Annotated in this window: 19 protein-coding genes and 2 pseudogenes; 7 read left to right on the forward strand and 14 right to left on the reverse strand. The window is 41.9% G+C overall.

Going from position 1 to position 18,730, the window contains the following annotated elements:
* Positions 1-19 precede the first annotated feature (19 nt).
* From atpG to GFH30_RS12525, 8 genes and pseudogenes are all read right to left on the reverse strand, one after another.
* Positions 20-891 (reverse strand): annotated as a pseudogene (gene atpG / locus GFH30_RS12490) (F0F1 ATP synthase subunit gamma).
* Positions 892-981: 90 nt separating this feature from the next.
* Positions 982-2,526 (reverse strand): F0F1 ATP synthase subunit alpha, encoded by a 1,545-nt coding sequence (atpA, locus tag GFH30_RS12495; RefSeq protein ID WP_153373064.1) that lies wholly within the window; start codon positions 2,524-2,526, stop codon positions 982-984.
* 42 nt (positions 2,527-2,568) lie between these two features.
* Positions 2,569-3,105, reverse strand: coding sequence for a F0F1 ATP synthase subunit delta (locus GFH30_RS12500; RefSeq protein WP_153373066.1), 537 nt, complete (start codon positions 3,103-3,105; stop codon positions 2,569-2,571).
* 12 nt (positions 3,106-3,117) lie between these two features.
* Entirely contained in the window at positions 3,118-3,588 is a 471-nt protein-coding gene (locus GFH30_RS12505) for a F0F1 ATP synthase subunit B (RefSeq protein WP_153373068.1), read from the reverse strand.
* Positions 3,589-3,627: 39 nt separating this feature from the next.
* The gene (atpE, locus tag GFH30_RS12510; RefSeq protein ID WP_000424060.1) at positions 3,628-3,873 is read right to left on the reverse strand and encodes a F0F1 ATP synthase subunit C; all 246 of its coding nucleotides are present in this window, start codon (positions 3,871-3,873) and stop codon (positions 3,628-3,630) included.
* Between the two features lie 83 nt (positions 3,874-3,956).
* Complete coding sequence (atpB, locus tag GFH30_RS12515; protein ID WP_153373070.1) at positions 3,957-4,832, reverse strand: F0F1 ATP synthase subunit A; 876 nt, start codon at positions 4,830-4,832, stop codon at positions 3,957-3,959.
* A gap of 104 nt (positions 4,833-4,936) precedes the next feature.
* Positions 4,937-5,335 (reverse strand): ATP synthase subunit I, encoded by a 399-nt coding sequence (locus GFH30_RS12520; protein WP_153373072.1) that lies wholly within the window; start codon positions 5,333-5,335, stop codon positions 4,937-4,939.
* Positions 5,336-5,508: 173 nt separating this feature from the next.
* Positions 5,509-6,345, reverse strand: a complete 837-nt coding sequence (locus GFH30_RS12525) for a metal ABC transporter solute-binding protein, Zn/Mn family (protein ID WP_153373074.1) — start codon at positions 6,343-6,345, stop codon at positions 5,509-5,511.
* A 139-nt stretch (positions 6,346-6,484) separates the two neighbouring features.
* On the opposite strand from GFH30_RS12525, the gene GFH30_RS12530 reads away from it, so the two are divergent.
* From GFH30_RS12530 to GFH30_RS12545, 4 genes and pseudogenes are all read left to right on the forward strand, one after another.
* The gene (locus GFH30_RS12530) at positions 6,485-6,982 is read left to right on the forward strand and encodes a transcriptional repressor (RefSeq protein WP_153373076.1); all 498 of its coding nucleotides are present in this window, start codon (positions 6,485-6,487) and stop codon (positions 6,980-6,982) included.
* Positions 6,979-7,746, forward strand: a complete 768-nt coding sequence (gene znuC / locus GFH30_RS12535) for a zinc ABC transporter ATP-binding protein ZnuC (RefSeq protein WP_153389455.1) — start codon at positions 6,979-6,981, stop codon at positions 7,744-7,746. The genes GFH30_RS12530 and znuC overlap by 4 nt, the downstream gene beginning before the upstream one ends.
* 3 nt (positions 7,747-7,749) lie before the next feature.
* Entirely contained in the window at positions 7,750-8,550 is an 801-nt protein-coding gene (znuB, locus tag GFH30_RS12540) for a zinc ABC transporter permease subunit ZnuB (protein WP_153373079.1), read from the forward strand.
* A 5-nt stretch (positions 8,551-8,555) separates the two neighbouring features.
* A pseudogene (locus tag GFH30_RS12545) lies at positions 8,556-9,039 on the forward strand (DUF523 domain-containing protein).
* Between the two features lie 50 nt (positions 9,040-9,089).
* Here the strand turns inward: GFH30_RS12545 and GFH30_RS12550 are convergent.
* Together GFH30_RS12550 and GFH30_RS12555 are read right to left on the reverse strand one after the other, a co-directional pair.
* A complete protein-coding gene (locus tag GFH30_RS12550; protein WP_153373081.1) occupies positions 9,090-10,334 on the reverse strand; it encodes a mechanosensitive ion channel family protein in 1,245 nt (414 codons plus the stop codon).
* A gap of 152 nt (positions 10,335-10,486) precedes the next feature.
* Positions 10,487-11,107 carry a LysE family transporter gene (locus tag GFH30_RS12555; protein WP_153373083.1) on the reverse strand — a complete coding sequence of 207 codons (621 nt, stop codon included), beginning with the start codon at positions 11,105-11,107 and terminating at the stop codon, positions 10,487-10,489.
* A 160-nt stretch (positions 11,108-11,267) separates the two neighbouring features.
* On the opposite strand from GFH30_RS12555, the gene GFH30_RS12560 reads away from it, so the two are divergent.
* The 3 genes from GFH30_RS12560 (at position 11,268) to GFH30_RS12570 (ending at position 14,968) form a co-directional block, all read left to right on the forward strand.
* A complete protein-coding gene (locus GFH30_RS12560) occupies positions 11,268-12,191 on the forward strand; it encodes a Dyp-type peroxidase (protein ID WP_153373085.1) in 924 nt (307 codons plus the stop codon).
* A 142-nt stretch (positions 12,192-12,333) separates the two neighbouring features.
* On the forward strand, positions 12,334-13,488 hold the full coding sequence (locus GFH30_RS12565; RefSeq protein WP_153373087.1) for a methionine aminotransferase: 1,155 nt from the start codon (positions 12,334-12,336) through the stop codon (positions 13,486-13,488).
* Between the two features lie 115 nt (positions 13,489-13,603).
* Positions 13,604-14,968: an MATE family efflux transporter gene (locus GFH30_RS12570; RefSeq protein WP_153373089.1), complete on the forward strand. Its 1,365-nt coding sequence runs from the start codon at positions 13,604-13,606 to the stop codon at positions 14,966-14,968.
* Between the two features lie 146 nt (positions 14,969-15,114).
* Here GFH30_RS12570 and GFH30_RS12575 read toward each other — a convergent pair whose 3' ends face one another.
* Genes GFH30_RS12575 through GFH30_RS12590 form a run of 4 tightly spaced genes read right to left on the reverse strand, consistent with a single transcriptional unit; the run spans position 15,115 to position 18,703 of the window.
* On the reverse strand, positions 15,115-15,930 hold the full coding sequence (locus GFH30_RS12575) for an ABC transporter ATP-binding protein (RefSeq protein WP_153373091.1): 816 nt from the start codon (positions 15,928-15,930) through the stop codon (positions 15,115-15,117).
* A gap of 20 nt (positions 15,931-15,950) precedes the next feature.
* Positions 15,951-16,727, reverse strand: a complete 777-nt coding sequence (locus GFH30_RS12580; protein ID WP_153389454.1) for an ABC transporter permease — start codon at positions 16,725-16,727, stop codon at positions 15,951-15,953.
* Between the two features lie 28 nt (positions 16,728-16,755).
* Positions 16,756-17,604, reverse strand: coding sequence for an ABC transporter permease (locus GFH30_RS12585; RefSeq protein WP_153373093.1), 849 nt, complete (start codon positions 17,602-17,604; stop codon positions 16,756-16,758).
* Between the two features lie 31 nt (positions 17,605-17,635).
* Positions 17,636-18,703, reverse strand: coding sequence for an ABC transporter substrate-binding protein (locus GFH30_RS12590; protein WP_153373095.1), 1,068 nt, complete (start codon positions 18,701-18,703; stop codon positions 17,636-17,638).
* Between the last annotated feature and the right edge of the window lie 27 nt (positions 18,704-18,730).

Here is an 18,730-nt window from a genome sequence, read left to right on the forward strand (position 1 = left end):
TCCTCAATTCAAAATAATGTTAAACGGCAGCGGCACCACCAACGATCTCAGAAATTTCCTGAGTAATCGCGGCTTGACGCAGCTTGTTATAAATAAGTTGTAGGCTCTTAATGATCTCGCCCGCATTGTCAGTTGCTGCTTTCATAGCAACCATACGTGCAGACTGCTCACACGCGATGTTTTCAATCACGCCTTGATATACACCACAGACTCGATATAGCGAACCAACAAACCATTTAAAAGCTCTTCAGCTTCAGGTTCGTAGATGTAATCCCAACCGTATTGACGGTTCAGATTCTCGCCCTCATCAGCCGCAGCCAATGGAACAAGTTGTTCGATCTTTTGATTTTGAGTCATGGCATTGACAAAGCCATTTGACACTAGATAAATACGATCTAACTCGCCTTTATCATAAGCGTCTAACATCACCTGTACAGAACCAGATAACTGCTCAAGACTTGGTGTATCACCGACTTGCGTCGTTGCACCAAGAACTTTACCGCCGTAGTTTTTAAAAAACGAAACCGCTTTTTGACCAATTAAAGCAAATTGAACTTCAATTGACTGCTCTTGTTGCTGTTGAACGTGTTTGACCACTTTCTTGAACAAGTTAATGTTCAAACCACCAGCAAGGCCACGATCTGAAGACACAATAATATAGCCAACGCGCTTTACAGGACGTTCAACCATATAACGGTGTTTGTATTCAGGATTCGCTTGAACCAAATGAGCAATTACACGGTGCATATTTTCGGCATACGGACGGCCTTGAGCCATGCGCTCTTGCGCACGACGCATCTTAGAAGCTGCTACCATTTGCATCGCTCGAGTAATCTTTTGCGTGCTCTTGATACTAGCTACTTTGGCGCGAATTTCTTTTAAATTTGCCATACGCTTAACCTAGTATTCGAAAGCCCTTTCGAGCTTCCGAAGGTTGATTCCGTGAACCAAACCGACACTAAATTTCAAACCAGTTGAAACTTAGTAAGTTTGAGTCGCTTTAAAGCTTTCAATACCTGCTTTGAATTGTGCTTCGATTTCTTTATCCCAAGCACCAGACTCGTCAATTTTTTGCATTAACGCAGCATGTTCTGAACGGAAGTAAGAAACAAGTGCAGCATCAAAGTCTACAATTTTCTTCACTTCAACGTCAGTCATATAACCTTCGTTAGATGCATAAATTGAAACAGCTTGGTCAGCGATTGAATATGGAGCATATTGTTTTTGCTTCATTAATTCAGTTACGCGTTGACCGTGTTCTAACTGCTTACGAGTTGCTTCATCAAGGTCAGAAGCAAACTGAGCGAACGCTGCTAATTCACGATATTGAGCCAAAGCGGTACGGATACCACCAGACAATTTTTTGATGATCTTCGTTTGCGCAGAACCACCAACACGAGATACAGAGATACCCGCGTTCACAGCAGGACGAATACCTGCGTTGAATAATGATGTTTCTAGGAAGATCTGACCATCAGTAATCGAAATTACGTTCGTTGGTACGAATGCAGATACGTCACCCGCTTGAGTTTCAATAATCGGCAATGCAGTTAATGAACCAGTTTGGCCTTTAACTTCACCGTTAGTGAATTTCTCAACGTAGTCAGCAGATACACGAGAAGCACGTTCAAGTAGACGTGAATGTAGATAGAACACGTCACCTGGGTAAGCTTCACGACCTGGTGGACGGCGTAAAAGCAATGAAATTTGACGATACGCAACAGCTTGTTTAGACAGGTCATCATAAATGATAAGCGCGTCTTCACCACGGTCACGGAAGTATTCACCCATTGTACAGCCAGAGTACGGAGCAAGATAAAGCATTGCTGCTGGATCTGATGCACCTGCTGCGACAACAGTTGTATACGCCATAGCGCCAGTTTCTTCTAGCTTGCGCACAACGTTAGCGATAGTCGATTGTTTTTGACCAATTGCTACGTATACACATTTAATGCCAGAGTTTTTCTGAGCGATGATCGCATCGATCGCCATTGCTGTTTTACCAGTTTGACGGTCACCAATGATCAACTCACGTTGACCACGGCCTACAGGAATCATTGTATCTACTGATTTATAACCAGTTTGTACAGGTTCATCCACTGATTGACGCCAAATTACGCCTGGTGCTACTTTTTCAACAGCATCAGTTAATTTTGCATCAATTGGGCCTTTTGCATCAATTGGGTTACCCAAAGCATCTACTACACGGCCTAAAAGTTCTGGACCAACCGGAACTTCTAATACACGACCTGTGCAACGAGCTTTTTGACCTTCTTGAAGGCTTAAGTAGTTACCTAAAACAACGACGCCCACTGAATCCTGTTCTAGGTTCAGTGCCATACCAAAAAGGCCGCCGTCGAATTCGATCATTTCACCGTACATTGCATCAGCAAGGCCGTGAATACGCACAATACCGTCGGAAACCATAACAATGGTCCCTTCGTTCTTAGCGGTTGCGCTGGTGTCCAGATCGCCGATACGCTGTTTAATGAGCGCACTGATCTCGGATGGATTCAGTTGTTGCATTGCGCTATACCTCAATCTTTTTAAAGTTCAGTCTTCAAGCAATTACGCAAGAAGACGAGTACGCATTTTTTCAAGCTTGTTAAGCGCAGAATCATCTATCACTTGGTCGCCTGCACGAATAACCACACCAGCAATAAGCTCTGGTTTAACTTCAACAGTCACGCTTACAGCCGCTTCGAATTTCTTCTCTAATGCATGCGCAAGCAATTGTTCTTGTACTGAAGTCAATGGGAATGCTGATTCAATTACAACATCCACAGTATTGTTATTCTGTGATTTAAGCTGCTCATATTCTGCTGCAATTTCAGGAAGAAGTGCCAAACGATTGTTTTCTGCAAGCAATGTCAAAAAGTTAGACACTGCTGCAGTTTGGTCTTCACCTAAAACTTTAGCAAAGAGAGTCACCTGCTCGGCAGGTGTAAGCTCAGGGCGATTTAGATAAGCTGAAAATGCTTCGTCTTGCACCGCAGCACTGAGCAATTCAAGTGCTTTTGACCAAGAGTCAGCTGCACTTTGCTCAGAAGCGTAAGCAAATGCTGCTTTAGCGTATGGGCGTGCCAACGTCAAGAGTTCAGCCATAATCCGCCTCTCTTAAAGTTTAGCAGCCAGCTGAGTCAGCATGGCATTGTGAGCTTCTGCATCAACTTGTTGGCTAAGAATTTTCTCAGCCCCAGTTACTGCAAGAGCAGCCACTTGTTGACGCAATTCTTCGCGAGCAGAATTGATTTCTGTATCAACAGCTTCTTTAGCCTGTTGACGAATACGCTCACCTTCAGCAGATGCTTGAGTACGCGCTTCTTCTACCAATTGTGCACCACGACGGTTCGCTTGTTCGATCAATTGAGCCGCTTGTGCTTTCGCTGCATCTAATTCAGCTTTCACTTGTGCTTGCGCATCCGCAAGATCAGCTTTGGCTTTTTCAGCTGCATTTAAGCCATCAGCGATTTTACGCTGACGTTCACTAATCGCATTGATTAGTGGTGGCCATACAAACTTCATGCAGAATGCGACAAAAATCGCAAATGCAATCGCTTGGCCAAACAATGTGAGGTTGATATTCATTGCAAATTCCTCAAATAGTGAATTTCGGAATTAAGCTGATTAACCTACAAATGGATTAGCGAAGATGAAGAACAAGCCAATACCAACACCGATCATAGGCACAGCATCAAGAAGACCCGCGATTAAGAACATACGAGTTTGAAGTTGTGGAGCCAATTCTGGTTGACGAGCTACAGCTTCAAGGAAACGGCCGCCTAGAAGACCAAAACCAATCGCAGTACCTAAAGCACCGAAAGCGATCAAGATAGCAGATGCAATTGCAACTAGACCTAAAGTGAGTTCCATGATAATTCCTCAGAGGTTAGGTTTATACCAAATTTAAGTTAAAAAATTGTGCCCAACCATCTCGTGATAGTTAGGCAATACCATTAATGCTTTTCGCTTGCCATGCTCAAGTATACGATAGTCAGCATCATGAAAATGAATGCTTGTAGCGTAATAACAAGAATGTGGAAGATCGCCCAAGGCACAGACAACGCCCACTGGATCCAGAACGGTAACAACGCGATGAGGATGAAGATTAACTCACCTGCATACATGTTACCGAACAAACGTAGAGCCAATGAAACTGGACGTGCAAGGAAAGTTACGAGTTCCAAGATTAAGTTCACTGGAATAAGTAACGCTTTTGCAACTGGGTTACTTGGGTTAAATGGGTTAAGTGCCAATTCACCGACGAAACCGCCAATGCCTTTTTCACGAATACTATAGAACAAGATCAAAGCAAATACAGACAATGACATACCAAGGGTAATGTTAGGGTCAGTAGATGGAACGATTTTGAAGTAAACGTGATGTGGATCGATACCCATCGCACTACCAATCACGTGTTGAGCAACATAAGGAATGAAGTCAACAGGGATTAAGTCCATCGCGTTCATGAGGAAAATCCACACGAAGATGGTGAGCGCCAATGGAGCGATCAAACGAGACTTCCCGTGGAAAGTATCGCGAACACTTGAGTCAACAAACTCGATGATCATTTCGATTGCAGACTGGAACTTGGTAGGAACACCAGCGTTTGCCGCTTTCGCAACAATCCAGAACAACAAACAGAAAATCACGCCAAGCGCAATTGACCAACCCATTGAATCCAAGTGAATAGCAGTGAACCCCATCTGTTGAGCTTCAGCACCGTTCTCAGCCAATTTCCATGTACCGTCCGGCATTTTGCCGTAAGTCATGTTGGTCAAGTGGTGCTTGATGTACTCGGTCGAAGTAAGGGCATGTTCTTCAGCAGCCATAAATCACACCTGGTCAATGTCAAAAACTAATGAAACTTACGAATATCGCGTGCTGCTTGATATCTCGCTCGTCTCCAAAAAAACTTTTCAATTTCTTGTTGTGCCTAAACTCGTCGTTGTAGACGTGACGCCCAAAAAGGAGCGACCCACGACATGGCTTGAACGAGGATAAAACCACAGAACAATGCAACCGGTGACAACGGTTCAACATTCTTCAAAATCAAAATGAATCCAACAATCATAATTGCAAACTTACCGAGCATGCCCCTATACATGTTCGATAGAACTTGTTTGGTTGCTCGAGCACCCGCAGCACGAAACGATTGCCACGTAAAATAGCAACTCGCCAGCCAACATACTAATGCACCCAAGGCTGCACTTAAGGCTGCGGTCGAGTCAGTCGTGACCCAACCGATCAGCGCTGAAACAGGAATCATTATTGCTTGTAAGATGACTAAAGCTTTCGCTAATCGTCGGTCAATCAAGCGACTAGTTCGGCTCATTATTTATTCACTCACAGCAATCATGCTTGACAAGTTTAGCTGATGATTATTTTAAATCGCAGGCATTATAGAGTTACACCCCTGAACATGCAATCTTTTCCCGACCTTAGTCGACAATTTTTAAATGCATGATTTGCCTTTAAACTAATCAAAAATAGATTAGTTTTTAATCATTATTGGGAATTTAACACACATTTATGCGTTTGTTGCGCTAATTGTTGCCATGCTGACACAAAGTCCCCTGCCCCGCTCATACTTTCATCCACAGATTGGAAGACGATTGGGTTCAGTTTTTGGTATTGATTTTTGCTGGCATGCCCTTCTGCGAGCAAACACATCTTCGTGCGTGCACGTGTATCTTGCAAGTATTTAATTTGTGCAACCGTTGGAGAAACGTGCGGGTCATCGGTCAATGCGCCTGCAAATTTCAAACTCAATGGACGTTCTAAATACTGATAGGCATCATGATACGACCAATACGGCTGGACTTTAGTATTGGCATTAAAGCGCTGTGCAGTCTTCAGCATTTTTTGTGCGAACTGACGAGCATTTTTAAAATATGCCTCACGATGCTGTGGCATTTGCTGCGAACGTAGCGCAGCAATAAAGAAGCCAATCCGTACCGCATTGTTTGGATCGAGCCAAACATGGGTGTCGACTGTATTTTTTAGCGCTTGACCGCGTGGATTACGCATCGGTAAGGTCGCTAAAATACCTGAGTCTAAAAGCGCAATACTTTTATGGCTTTCTTGAAGTACTTTAGTCAAAGGTGCTTCGTGTGCTTCACCGAGCCAAATCACTAAACCTGCATTTTGAATCAGTTTACGGTGCGCAGGTGTCAGACTGACATCATGTCCAGTTTGATGTGCCAACAACAAAGTCGGCTGTTCAATTCCCTGTGTTACTTGTTTCGCAATTAAATAAATCGGTTGCGTAGAAATCACCAAGTTTTGTGACCAACTTAGACTACTCAAAAGTGCCAAAGTACAAAACGCGAGAAAACGAGACATGGGAGAGAATCACGATAAAAACTTAAGTGTTATAATATAACAAATTCGCAAAAATACCTATGCCTGATCGAAAGTCCAAGGACTTCATGTTAATATTTCAGGTCTTCTTCTTTTTTCTGTTTCGCACTTGAGGTGAACTATGGGTTCATGTTCGCACGAACATCACAACGCATTGCACGGCGTACACGACCATCCAAATGTCGCACAACGTCTCGCTGAAGCGGAAAGTTTCTGTGCAACAACGGGCGCACGTTTAACTCCTTTACGTAAAGAAGTGTTGGAACTGATTTTAAATGCCACAGGTCCAATGGGCGCTTATGACTTGCTCGCAAAAATCAAAAACAACAGCGACCGACCTGCTGCTCCCCCGACCGTCTATCGCACACTCGACTTTTTACTTGAGAATGGCTTTATTCATCGCTTAACGTCTATTAATGCTTACATTCCATGTTGTCATCCGCGTGAAGGACATCAAGCTGCATTTTTAATTTGTACCGAATGTAAAGCCGTGAAAGAAGCATCAGCTCAAGGTCTCTTAGATCAGTTGGCAGCCCTTGCGGATTCAGACGGCTTTAGCGCCCATCATAGTATTATTGAAATTTCAGGAATGTGTCAGCAGTGTCGCAACAAAGCATGAGTTCATCCGCGCTGATTCAACTCTCTAAAATTTGGGTCAATATTGATGAGCGTGACATTTTAAAAGCCATTGATTTTTCGCTGCAAGAAAAAGAAATTGTCACGCTGATTGGTCCGAATGGCGCGGGCAAATCAACTTTAATTAAAGTCATGCTCGGCATTGTCAAACCCAAATCTGGGGAAATTATTACTGCGCGCAAGTTGAAGTTTTCTTATGTGCCACAAAAATTCAATCCATCGCATAGTCTGCCCCTACGGGTAAAAGACTTGTTGGCGCTAGAAAAATGCAACCCTGATATTAAAGCTCAGATCGTGCGCGATACCGGTATTGCCAAACTTGAAAATTCTAAAGTTCAGCAACTGTCTGGTGGTGAACGTCAGCGAGTATTGCTCGCCCGCGCTTTGCTGCGTCAGCCCGATATTTTGGTACTTGACGAACCTATGCAAGGTTTAGACATTCAGTCTGAAGCTGAACTGTATGACTATGTACGTAGCCTGCCTGAAAAATACGGCTGTGCCATTTTAATGGTTTCGCATGATTTGCAATGGGTGATGCAAGGCACTTCACGTGTGGTCTGCCTCAATAAACATATTTGTTGCAGCGGTAGTCCTGCCAACGTCCAACAACATCCTGAATATCAAGCGATCTTTGGCACCAATCGTGTGTTCTATCAACATCATCATGACCATTGTGCACATGGTGATGCCGCAACACCGTGTCAAAATGACCCACGCCCACATATTCACCCCGAGCCGGAAGCTTAAACCATGATGGATTGGTTACAACTCCTTTTACCTGCATGGATTATGGGAACACTATTGGTGTTCTTGACCGCACCACTCGGCTGTTTAATGTTATGGCGTCGTATGTCTTTCTTCGCTGACACCATGGCGCACGGGACTTTGCTCGGTGTTGCGATTGCCGGTGCTTTAAGTTTGCCACTCTGGATGGGGGTGACATTCTTAGCACTGCTTTTGGTGGCGGTGCTTTGGGTATTGCATGATCCGCGCTTACCGAATGATGCTTTGCTTGCACTCTGTTCTGCGACCTTACTCTGTTCAGGGCTATTGCTAATTCAACATTTGCCAAGTCTCAGACCTGAGCTTTTAAGCTATTTATTTGGTGATCTGCTTACGATTTCATGGTCAGACTTACCGATGTTTGCCATCGTGATTATTGTGGCATTAGGCGTACTGTATAAAAGTTGGCAATCTCAAATTCAAATTGCCATTGACCCTGACGTTGCAGCAAGTGAAGGCATCAGTGGCAACTGGCAGCGTTTAATCTTTATGTTGCTGCTTGCACTATTCACGGTGCTTGCCCTTCGTGCAGTCGGTTCATTACTGATGGGCGCGCTTTTGGTTATTCCAGCACTCACTGCTCGACTTCTTGCCAACTCACCTAAACAAATGGTGCTATGGGCATTTGTGATTGCACAAATTGGGGTGACGGTCGGTTTATGGTCAAGTGCAGGTTTGAATACATCAACAGGGCTCACCATCGTTTTAACCATGGCGGTGTTGTTTACCCTGATCTTTATTGTGCAAAAGTTTAAAAAGCTGAGTTAAATGTCATGAGCAAACGATACTTTATGAGTGCCTGTTTGCTTGGTCAAAGAGTTCGTTACGATGGCGAAGATTGTTTAGTTCAAGACATTCTTAATCATCTTTTAGCGGATCAATACGTCACGCTATGTCCTGAAATAGCAGGCGGACTGCCCACCCCACGCCCACCTGCAGAAATTCAACATGGCTCAGGTATACATGTACTTGAGCAAAAAGCCCTCCCTCATTTTAGATGCTACGGGAAAGGATGTTTCAGAAGCATTTATAGACGGTGCATATCGCGCATTAAAAGTTGCACAAGCTTTCCAAGCCACTCACGCGATTTTAAAAGCCAAAAGCCCTTCGTGTGGCAGTGGCTTAATTTATGATGGCTCATTTTCAGGACAGAAAATTTCAGGCGATGGTGTAACAGCTGCACTCTTTAAACAGCGTGGCATTATTGTGCTGACAGAAGATGAGTTTTTACAGTCTTTAAAACGCCCATCTGTTTAATCGTGATGAGAATGGGATATATATACCCCCTCCTCACCACAATGGTTATCTTAGTCATTTTCGCTGATGTGCTTAGAGATCAGTCCCGACACATCTGCACCTGAAGGTGCTTGATAGGTTTTCAAACCGAATTCACCAATAATTGCCAACAGATGATCAAAAATATCAGATTGGATATCTTCATACTCGCCCCAAGCTGTGGTCTGAGTAAAAGCATAAATCTCTAAAGGTAAGCCTTCCGTTGTGGGCTGCAACTGACGCACCAACAGACTTTCATGCTGAGCAATACCCGCATGCTGACTTAGATAGTATTTCACGTAGGCACGAAAAGTTCCCAAATTGGTTAAACGGCGCTGATTCATTAAATCATTTACGGTTTCGTTCCATGCTTTAAGCTCTACGTTTTTGGTTTCTAAATACTGCTGTAAAACTAAAAATTTTCTCAATTTTTCAAATTCTTGATCATTTAAAAAATGAATGCTGCTTTGGTCAATAAAAATGGAGCGTTTGATCCTACGGCAATTGGCATCTGCCATGCCACGCCAGTTTTTAAAGGTATCTGTTACCAAACGATTAGTCGGAATCGTGGTATAGGTTTTATCAAAATTTTGCACCGTCACCGTATGTAAAGACATATCTATTACACTACCATCGGCACCTAAAGATGGCATTTCAATCCAATCGCCAACACGAATCATGTCATAGGAAGAAATTTGTACGCTCGCGACAAGCGATAAAATCGTATTTTGAAAGACCAACATCAGTACCGCGGCCATCGCACCAAAGCCTGCCAGTAAAGTAAACACATCTTTTTTTAAGAATGTGCCTAGAATCATCAAACCACACACAATAAAGATAATTAATTTAACCAGTTGCAAGTAACCTTTAATCGGTTTGTTTTGCGACTTAGGATTCCGCTGATACATCAGATTAAAAATATTCAGCATTTCTGCAATCGACAAGGCAATTGTGAGAAAAATCCAAGCCTGAGCCAACATCTGAACCAACTGAATAAACTTTTCCGATAGATGCGGTACGGTATTAATGGTGTTGATAATAAATAAAGCAGGGACGATATTCGCAATTCGACGAATCACGCTGTGATTAGCGAAAATATCTTGATTGACGAAAGGCAATTTGGAAATTAAGCGGCGCAGCCCGACGACAACAAACTTCTTGGTGATGAAATAGAGAACAAATGCGATGGATAGCAGCATCAATAAGGAGCTCAACATATCCAACCATGGATATTGATCAATCCATGTGGTTATTTTTGTATAGCCATCTGCCAGCATTATAGAACCCTTGTTTTCAGTCAAACTCACGAACATCGTCTACCTAAGATATATTTAAAGCACACCCTAACAAATAATTGAGAACGCTTACCTGATGTATTGACATATCTTTACATTTCGAATCAATCGCGAAGCAGAAATAACAAGATGGATTACTGATGTACCAAACTTAATAAACTTGCCGCACAAGTAAACAATACTGCGAAGGTACGATTTAAAATCTTTTGTTGTTTTGGGGACTTGAGCAAGCGCAACACTTTAGCGGCTAAGCCTGTATAGCCCGCCATCACAATCAAATCAATCGTAATCATGGTTGCCGCCATGATCAGATACTGAATCCACTGGGGTTTAGATAAATCCAAAAACTGCGGTAAAACTGCTAATAAAAACACAATCGCTTTCGGGTTGCTCATATTGACTAAAAAACCATGCCAAACCAATTTTGCTTTGGACTTGGTTTGTGTTTCGTGTTGAATTTCAATCGATGTGATAGGTGCAGTCCACTGCAAATATGCCAAATATAATAAATAGCCCACACCGAACCATTTTACGGCTAGAAATGCCCATTCCGTAGTCGCGAAAAGCACACCCGCGCCTGCGGCAACAATGCCAATTTGTACCAGTAATGCCAATTGCAAACCCAAAGCATTCCAATACCCATGTTTAAAACCGTAATTCAAACCGCTCGACATGGACGCAATCGCACCTGCACCTGGGGAAATGCTAATCACCCAACACGCCAACATATACGCGATCCAAACTTGGTAAGACATAGAATTCAGCTTCAAAAATGGGACTGTATTATATGATATTTACTGTATTTTGATGGCTAAAAATGCAGCTTAAAAATACCCAAAAATACTATTCACCCTAAGTTTCATCAGGCACAATAAGCCCAAGCCACATCAAAAATATAATTTTTAGGAGCCATGAATGACTGCCCAATCCGTGATTTTGCCATTACCTTCAGATCATGCTCGTTTTATTGTTTTACGCTTAAAAGATTTAAGCATTAACGAATTAAAAGAAAAATTAGCGGATTTATTTACCACCCGTGATCGTTTAATTACCCAACATCCGCAATCACAAATTAAAACCGCGGTGGCTTTTGGTCCTGAACTATGGGCAAAACTCCATGACCAAACACCGGCAGGCTTTAAGCAACTCGAAGCCATTCATGGTTCATTCCATATGCCTGTGGTGGAAGCTGATGTCATTCTTCATCTTGCGAGTGCACGTACTGATATTTGCTTTGCCATGAGCCAAGCCTTTTTTGAAGGGATTCAAGATAAAGTCGATGTTTTAGATGAACGCGTTTGCTTCCGTCATTTTGATGGTCGGGACATGACAGGGTTTATTGATGGCACGGAAAATCCGCAATTCCCAGATGACCGTGCTGAAACAGCTTTATTACCTGAAGAAGCAGGTATCTTTGCGGATGGTTCATTTATTTTTGCGCAACGTTATGCGCATGATTTGGAAAAGTGGAAAAAACTGAAAGTCGACACCCAAGAGCAAATTATGGGTCGCACCAAACTTGAATCCATTGAACTCGATGATGATGTGAAACCAGCAAATGCTCATATCGCACGTACTGTCGTTGAAGATGAGGATGGCGAAGAAATGGAAATTTTACGTCATTCCCTGCCGTATGGTGATGGTCGTGGGGATCAAGGCTTATTCTTTATTGCCTATACCAAAGATTTGAACATTATTGATGCCATGTTACTGCGTATGTTTGGCACCAGTGGTGATGGAATTCATGATCGCCTACTTCACTTTGTGACTCCAAAAGATGGTGCTTATTACTTTGCGCCAAGTGAAGAGCTACTTGAAGATATTCTCGATCTTGGATAAATGAAAGGCAGCCTTCGGGCTGCTTCTTTTATGGCTGATGCAGCACTACATTATTTTTAAATCCGTACAATAACCATCATCGTGTCGTACATTATTTTAAGCTGCTAAACTTTAAAACTGATAAACACAAGAGCGCCCATATATGCTTGATCTTCCTTCAAAACTTCCTGATTTAGGTGTGACTGTCTTTAGTACCATGTCTGCTTTAGCACAGCAGTTGGGCGCACTGAATTTATCGCAGGGTTTTCCTGACTTTGGCGCACCGCAAGCGTTAATTGATGCTTTAGCCCAAGCATCCGCGGATGGTTTTAACCAATATGCACCGGGTGATGGCTTAACCACGCTTCGACAACTGCTTGCAGAGCAATATTTACACCGTGATCAGGTGAGTCTTGATCCCATCACGAATATCACGATTACACCGGGCGCAACTATTGCCATTTACTGTGCCATTCAAGCGACTGTTCGTGCTGGCGAAGAAGTGATTATTTTCGATCCAAGCTATGATAGTTATGCACCAACGGTTCAAGTCTTGGGTGCAACACCCGTTCATATTGCTTTAAAGCATCCTGACTTTTCAGTGGATTGGAATGAAGTCAAAGCATTGATCAATGACAAAACCCGTATGATCATTGTCAATACACCGCATAACCCAACAGGCACAATTTGGGCACGTGAAGATTGGTTAAGCTTGATTGAACTCATTCAAGATAAAAATATTGTGGTGCTCTCTGATGAAGTCTATGAACATTTGATTTTTGATGGTCAGAAGCATTTCTCTGCATTATCATTCCCTGAATTACGCGAACGGAGTTTCGTGATTGGCTCTTTTGGTAAAACCTTTCATGTCACCGGTTGGAAAACAGGTTTCTGTGTTGCTGCTGAACCGTTAATGAAACTGTTGCGTCAGGTCTATCAATTTGCCAGTTTCTGTGGCGTGACACCTGTGCAAGTCGCTTTAGCAAGCTATATGCAGCAACATCCTGAGCATATTCAGGAACTCTCGAGTTTTTATCAAAAGAAACGTGACCTGTTTAACCAATCTATTCAAGCTTCACGTTTTGAATGGACACCGTCAAAAGGCACCTATTTCCAAAATTTAGATTACAGCCAAATTCGACCAGATTTAACCGATACCGACATGTGCCAACTGCTTGCGCATGAACATGGCATTGTCGCTATTCCCGTTTCAGTCTTTTATAAACATCCACCGCAAGATTTACGTTTATTGCGTTTCTGTTTCGCTAAAAAAGATGAAACATTAATACAAGCAGGAAACATTTTATCCAAGGTTTAGTTGCAAATAGTGTCATAAAAGCACAGCCTGAGTTACTGAAATACTCAGGCTTTTTTACAGCAAAGCAGTCATACTAACGCTTGATAAAAATAGACAATATTGCATAAGGTTTGCTATGGCACAGCGCGCGTTGCTCAATCAGAATAGTTTATGGAAGACTTTTTTAATTTTTCTGCTCCCCCTGATTGCGACCAATATTTTACAAAGTCTATCGGGCACCATTAATACGGTTTTTGTCGGTCAAATGCTCGGTGTTAAAGCCATTGCGGCTGTTGCTGTCTTTTTCCCTATTTTATTTTGCTTAATGGCTTTTGTCATTGGACTTTCCGCAGGTTCAACCGTATTGATTGGGCAAGCGTGGGGTGCCAAAAATCTTGAAAAAGTACGTGATGTCGTTGGCTCCACCCTCTTTATGACCTTAATTGGCGGAAGTCTCATTGCACTTTTCGGGGTCATCTTTGCTGAAAATATTTTGTTAGCACTCGGCACAGATCCCAATGTGATGCCCTTATCTTTGCCTTATGTGCAATGGATGCTTGCCGGCAGTCCACTCATTTTCATTTACATTATTTATACCTCAATTCTACGCGGAGTAGGCGATAGCACCACACCACTCTTTGCGTCCGCATTAACAATTGGGGTCGGCTTGGTGGTGACACCGATTTTAATTGCGGGTTATTTTGGCTTTCCTAAAATGGGAATTATCTCCCCTGCAATCGCTACAATTTTGGGAAATTGTGCAGTCTTAATCTTCCTGATCTTATATTTAAATTATAAAAACCACCCGCTGAAACCCGATTTCGCCCTGTTAAAAAGCATTCGCCACCATCCGAGTTTAAGCAAAATTATTCTACGCTTGGGCATCCCAACTGGGGTACAAATGGTCACCACTTCAGTGGCCGGTCTCGTTATTGTTGGCTTAGTCAATCGTTACGGTGCAGATGCTACTGCGGCATACGGTGCGGTTAATCAGGTGCTAAATTATATTCAATTCCCTGCGCTTTCGATTGCCATCGCAGCTTCAGTTTTTGCCGCACAAGCCATCGGTGCAGGTAAATCAGACTTACTCAATAAAGTCACGCGTACAGCCTTAGTCATGAATATTGTCTTTACGGGCTGCTTGGTAATTCTGGCGTACTTATTCTCTAAATACTTAATGGCGTTATTCATTACCGACCCTGAAGTGGTGGTTTTGGGACAACAGCTGTTATTCATTGTGTTGTGGTCCATTCTATTCTTTGGTGCGAGCGCTATTTTTGCATCCATCATGCGTGCGAGTGGCACGGTCACTGTCCCGATGATCATTAATATTGTCGCGATTTTATGTATTGAAGTGCCTTGTGCCTATATCTTTAATTTACATTGGGGACTTCAAGGGATTTGGTATGCGTACGCGCTTGCTTTTGTCAGTCTATGCGTTATGCAAGGTTTGTATTATCAGTTTGTGTGGAAGAAGAAAACGATTGAGACGTTGGTATAATGACGAGTAGATTGAAGTTAAAAAAATCTGAGCAACATGCTTTTGAAGCAAGCTACTCAACCAGACATTATCTTAATTGAATATGGATTGAAACGGATATAAAAAATGCCCATAAGGGCATTTAAAGAATGAGTTAAGTTTCTGTTTTACCAAGTTAATTCATAGCCATCCAATGTAGTCGATGCTAGTTCAATCTGAGTATCTTTGAAGTCGAGTAGAATGTCATTTTTCAATAATGCTAAGCGAAAGTCTTCACGCTTACGTGGGCGTTCTAAATCCACATTGACAATGCGTTTAATTCTACCGGGATTTGGTTGCATCACCACGACACGATCACCTAAAAGTACAGCTTCTTCAACGTCATGTGTCACTAAAATAGTGGTGATTTTTTCTGAAGCTAAAATACGTTGTAACTCCTGTTGCAAGTGAGCGCGTGTCAACGCATCCAAAGCACCAAAAGGCTCATCCAAAAGTAAAATTTGCGGTCGATTCACCAGACTTCGGGCTATTGCGACACGTTGACTCATCCCTCCTGAAAGCTGACTTGGATAAGCATATTTAAATGCACTCAACTGTACTAGCTCAAGATGGTAATCAATTAATTCCTTTTTTTCAGCTTTGGTGTATGCACTCTTTTCAAGTGCCAATCCAATATTTTTCTCTACGTTTAGCCAAGGAAATAAGCGATGATCTTGGAACACAATGCCACGCTCTAGACTGGTTCCTTTAATTGAATGACCATCGATCTCAATTGAACCACTGTATTCAGCATCCAAACCAACCAGTAGACGTAACAGTGTCGATTTACCACAACCACTGTTACCTACAATGCTGATGAATTCACCCGGCTGAATATTGAGATTGATCTGATCTAAAACCTGTAAAGGTTCGCCCTGGGAAAGAAATGCTTTATCTAATTTTTTGATTTCAACGTGCCCAAAGGCACTGACATGCTGATTCATATTGATTCCTATTTTTAACTTTATTTATGAGTGCCTTGGCGCCAGCGCAAATTATAGCTTTCAAAAAATTGGGCAGCTTTTGAGAACAATAGTCCAACCACTGCGATAATTGCCATGCCATAAATGACCACTTCCATTTTGAAGAGGTTTTGTCCATCGAGTATCGGATTAACCACACCCGGTGCTGCGACGAAGAAATACTCAGCTCCTACCGTAGCTATCCATGAAAAAACTAAAGCAATATTCAATCCTGCAAAAATACTGGGTGCAGCGGAAGGTAAAATAACTTTAAAGAATGTCGAGAATTTGCTGAGTTGAAAGATTTTTGCAACTTCTTTGGCTTTCTCAGGCACATTCTTTACACCATCGTAGGTATTGAAAAATACGGGATAAAATACAACCAAAGCAATAAAGATAATCTTGGATAATTCGCCATTACCGAACCACATGATCATTAATGGAATCCAAGCAAAAACAGCGACATGCTTGATTGCATTTAAGGTTGGAGAAAAAAAACGATCCGCCCATATATTTAAGCCAAGTAATAAACCACAGCCTGCACCAATGATGCCCCCAGCAATAAAGCCTGTGGTATTACGTGCGAGGCTATAGGCGATATTTTCTAGAAGCTCTTTCGACTGCCAACTTTCAACAAATACCTGCCATACCGATTTCGGCAAAGGTAAAAGTGCAGCGTCGACCCACTTTTGCTGAGTTACGATATACCAGATGACAAACAAAACCAGTGGAATAACCAGTCCACGATAATCGAATTTTTTTATAGCTTTATTTTGCATAGCCGAATCCTTCATGACTGAACACTTTTTATTTTTGAGTGTTCCAAACAGCAAATCGTTTTTGAATAAAGCTAATCACAAAATCAAAGCTAAATCCCACCAGACCAATCACTACAACTGTTGCTAAAACCACATCAAGTTGGAAAATTTGACGTCCGTAAACCATTAAATAGCCAATTCCATCGCTCGATGCTAAGAGTTCTACAGCAACCAACGCACCCCAAGCACTTGCAAGAGAAAGGCGTAAGCCACCAATAAAACTGGTAAATGCACCAGGTAAAACCAAATGTTTAAACTTAGACCATCGACCTAGTTGATAAACCTCTGCGACTTCAGTTAAAGATTTAGGGATATTTCGAACGCCTTTAAAGACATTTATGGTCATGGGTACCAGTGCAGATTTAGCAATCAAAACAATTTTTAAGGTTTCATCAATACCAACTAATAAAATTAAAAGCGGAATCCAACCGACGACAGGGACAAGGTTAATCACTTTAAAAATAGGCCAAATATATGCCTCAACGGTTGATGATAAACCCATACTTAAACCGAGCAATAATGCCAACACAATGCCTGCGCTAAAACCATAAGCAATCCTTGACAAACTCACACTCAAATTACTCCACAGCTCACCGCTATGGTATAAATCTTGAAGTGCAGTCCATACCAAATCAGGTGCAGGAAGTAGTAAAGGATTAACCCAACTTTGCTCTACAGACACATGCCATAACACCAGCAAGAAAATTGGAAAAATACTTCCTATAATCCACTTGATACTTTTATGTTTACTCAAAAATTGAATCCAAGATCCTTTTTTCTGAACTTGGTCGAGCAGTTCAAAATCTGCTGTTTTTTCCAAGGTTATATTCTCAGACATTGCTTGATACTCCTAAGGGCAATGCAAGCGGTTATTTACCATTTGCATTTAAAGGTGCCCAAAAATTCTGCAAATTCAAAGTCTGTAAGGCTTTATTGACGTACTTAGGCTCGATCCATTGATCGACATCAATATTGCCTCGGATTAATTTAATGTCCTGACCTGCTTTTAATTTTTGTTTAATAAGTGAGATGTTATAAGCATCAAAAATTGGTGCACTATGACGTTTTAAATCAACACCATCATTGGCTTTAACAAAGTTTGCGAAAGCCAAGCCTGACTTTGACCAGAGTTTAAATAGTTCAGTTTTATGTGCAGGATCACTTTCCCAAGCTGCTTGTTTGACTAAAACATTCACAATACGCTGAACGGTTTCAGGATATTTTTGCTCAAACTTAGAACTCACCAAAACATAACCAGACAGACGATTCACCTGTGGCTCTTGTTTTGTGCTGTAAATAATTTTAGCGACGCCACGATCTACCACTGGGAAAATCCCTTGGTTACTAAAAATTGCATCTAAATCACCACTAGCCAAAGCAGAGTAAGCCACTGGTCCATCGGTATTCACAAAACGGAAGTCTTTTTCAGTCAGTCCTTGACGTTTAAGCGTATTGATTAAAGCTAAATGTAAATTGGTACCACGGTAAAATCCAATACGTTTACCTTTTAAATCTGCAAATGACTTGGCTGTTGAACCTGGAGGTACTGCTAAATATGCATTGTCATTGGTACCTGCTATTGCGATCAATCGCGTATCTAAACGGCTTGCCTTACCAATTAATGCAGGTAAATCTCCAATCCATGTGATATCGACCAAACCATTGGCATAAGATTCATTAATCGCAGGTCCCGCACCTTTAAAGTTATTCCATTGAATTTTAATACCATCTTTTTGGAATTCTTTTTCAATTAAGCCCAACGTTTGTGTGGTGGAATAGTAATTGCTATATCCTACCGGTCGATTACCTGTACCTACATAAGGTGTAGATAAACGAATAACTGTTGGTTTTACTTCAGCTGCAAAACTCTGAGTAAGAGGGAAAAGTGTTGATGTTGCAATCAAGCTGCTAACAAAAATTTTAGACCAAGACGTCATTATAAAATCCTTCTGAATAGAGAATAT

The organism is Acinetobacter wanghuae (assembly GCF_009557235.1).
In the GTDB taxonomy this organism is placed as follows: Bacteria; Pseudomonadota; Gammaproteobacteria; order Pseudomonadales; family Moraxellaceae; genus Acinetobacter; species Acinetobacter wanghuae.

What these genes read in the sequence shown, in the direction of transcription:
- atpA (WP_153373064.1), bottom strand. Translation starts at nt 2,526, where the DNA reads ATGCAACAACTGAATCCATCCGAGATCAGTGCGCTCATTAAACAGCGT.
- GFH30_RS12500 (WP_153373066.1), bottom strand. Translation starts at nt 3,105, where the DNA reads ATGGCTGAACTCTTGACGTTGGCACGCCCATACGCTAAAGCAGCATTT.
- GFH30_RS12505 (WP_153373068.1), bottom strand. Translation starts at nt 3,588, where the DNA reads ATGAATATCAACCTCACATTGTTTGGCCAAGCGATTGCATTTGCGATT.
- atpE (WP_000424060.1), bottom strand. Translation starts at nt 3,873, where the DNA reads ATGGAACTCACTTTAGGTCTAGTTGCAATTGCATCTGCTATCTTGATC.
- atpB (WP_153373070.1), bottom strand. Translation starts at nt 4,832, where the DNA reads ATGGCTGCTGAAGAACATGCCCTTACTTCGACCGAGTACATCAAGCAC.
- GFH30_RS12520 (WP_153373072.1), bottom strand. Translation starts at nt 5,335, where the DNA reads ATGAGCCGAACTAGTCGCTTGATTGACCGACGATTAGCGAAAGCTTTA.
- GFH30_RS12525 (WP_153373074.1), bottom strand. Translation starts at nt 6,345, where the DNA reads ATGTCTCGTTTTCTCGCGTTTTGTACTTTGGCACTTTTGAGTAGTCTA.
- GFH30_RS12530 (WP_153373076.1), top strand. Translation starts at nt 6,485, where the DNA reads ATGGGTTCATGTTCGCACGAACATCACAACGCATTGCACGGCGTACAC.
- znuC (WP_153389455.1), top strand. Translation starts at nt 6,979, where the DNA reads ATGAGTTCATCCGCGCTGATTCAACTCTCTAAAATTTGGGTCAATATT.
- znuB (WP_153373079.1), top strand. Translation starts at nt 7,750, where the DNA reads ATGATGGATTGGTTACAACTCCTTTTACCTGCATGGATTATGGGAACA.
- GFH30_RS12550 (WP_153373081.1), bottom strand. Translation starts at nt 10,334, where the DNA reads ATGCTGGCAGATGGCTATACAAAAATAACCACATGGATTGATCAATAT.
- GFH30_RS12555 (WP_153373083.1), bottom strand. Translation starts at nt 11,107, where the DNA reads ATGTCTTACCAAGTTTGGATCGCGTATATGTTGGCGTGTTGGGTGATT.
- GFH30_RS12560 (WP_153373085.1), top strand. Translation starts at nt 11,268, where the DNA reads ATGACTGCCCAATCCGTGATTTTGCCATTACCTTCAGATCATGCTCGT.
- GFH30_RS12565 (WP_153373087.1), top strand. Translation starts at nt 12,334, where the DNA reads ATGCTTGATCTTCCTTCAAAACTTCCTGATTTAGGTGTGACTGTCTTT.
- GFH30_RS12570 (WP_153373089.1), top strand. Translation starts at nt 13,604, where the DNA reads ATGGCACAGCGCGCGTTGCTCAATCAGAATAGTTTATGGAAGACTTTT.
- GFH30_RS12575 (WP_153373091.1), bottom strand. Translation starts at nt 15,930, where the DNA reads ATGAATCAGCATGTCAGTGCCTTTGGGCACGTTGAAATCAAAAAATTA.
- GFH30_RS12580 (WP_153389454.1), bottom strand. Translation starts at nt 16,727, where the DNA reads ATGCAAAATAAAGCTATAAAAAAATTCGATTATCGTGGACTGGTTATT.
- GFH30_RS12585 (WP_153373093.1), bottom strand. Translation starts at nt 17,604, where the DNA reads ATGTCTGAGAATATAACCTTGGAAAAAACAGCAGATTTTGAACTGCTC.
- GFH30_RS12590 (WP_153373095.1), bottom strand. Translation starts at nt 18,703, where the DNA reads ATGACGTCTTGGTCTAAAATTTTTGTTAGCAGCTTGATTGCAACATCA.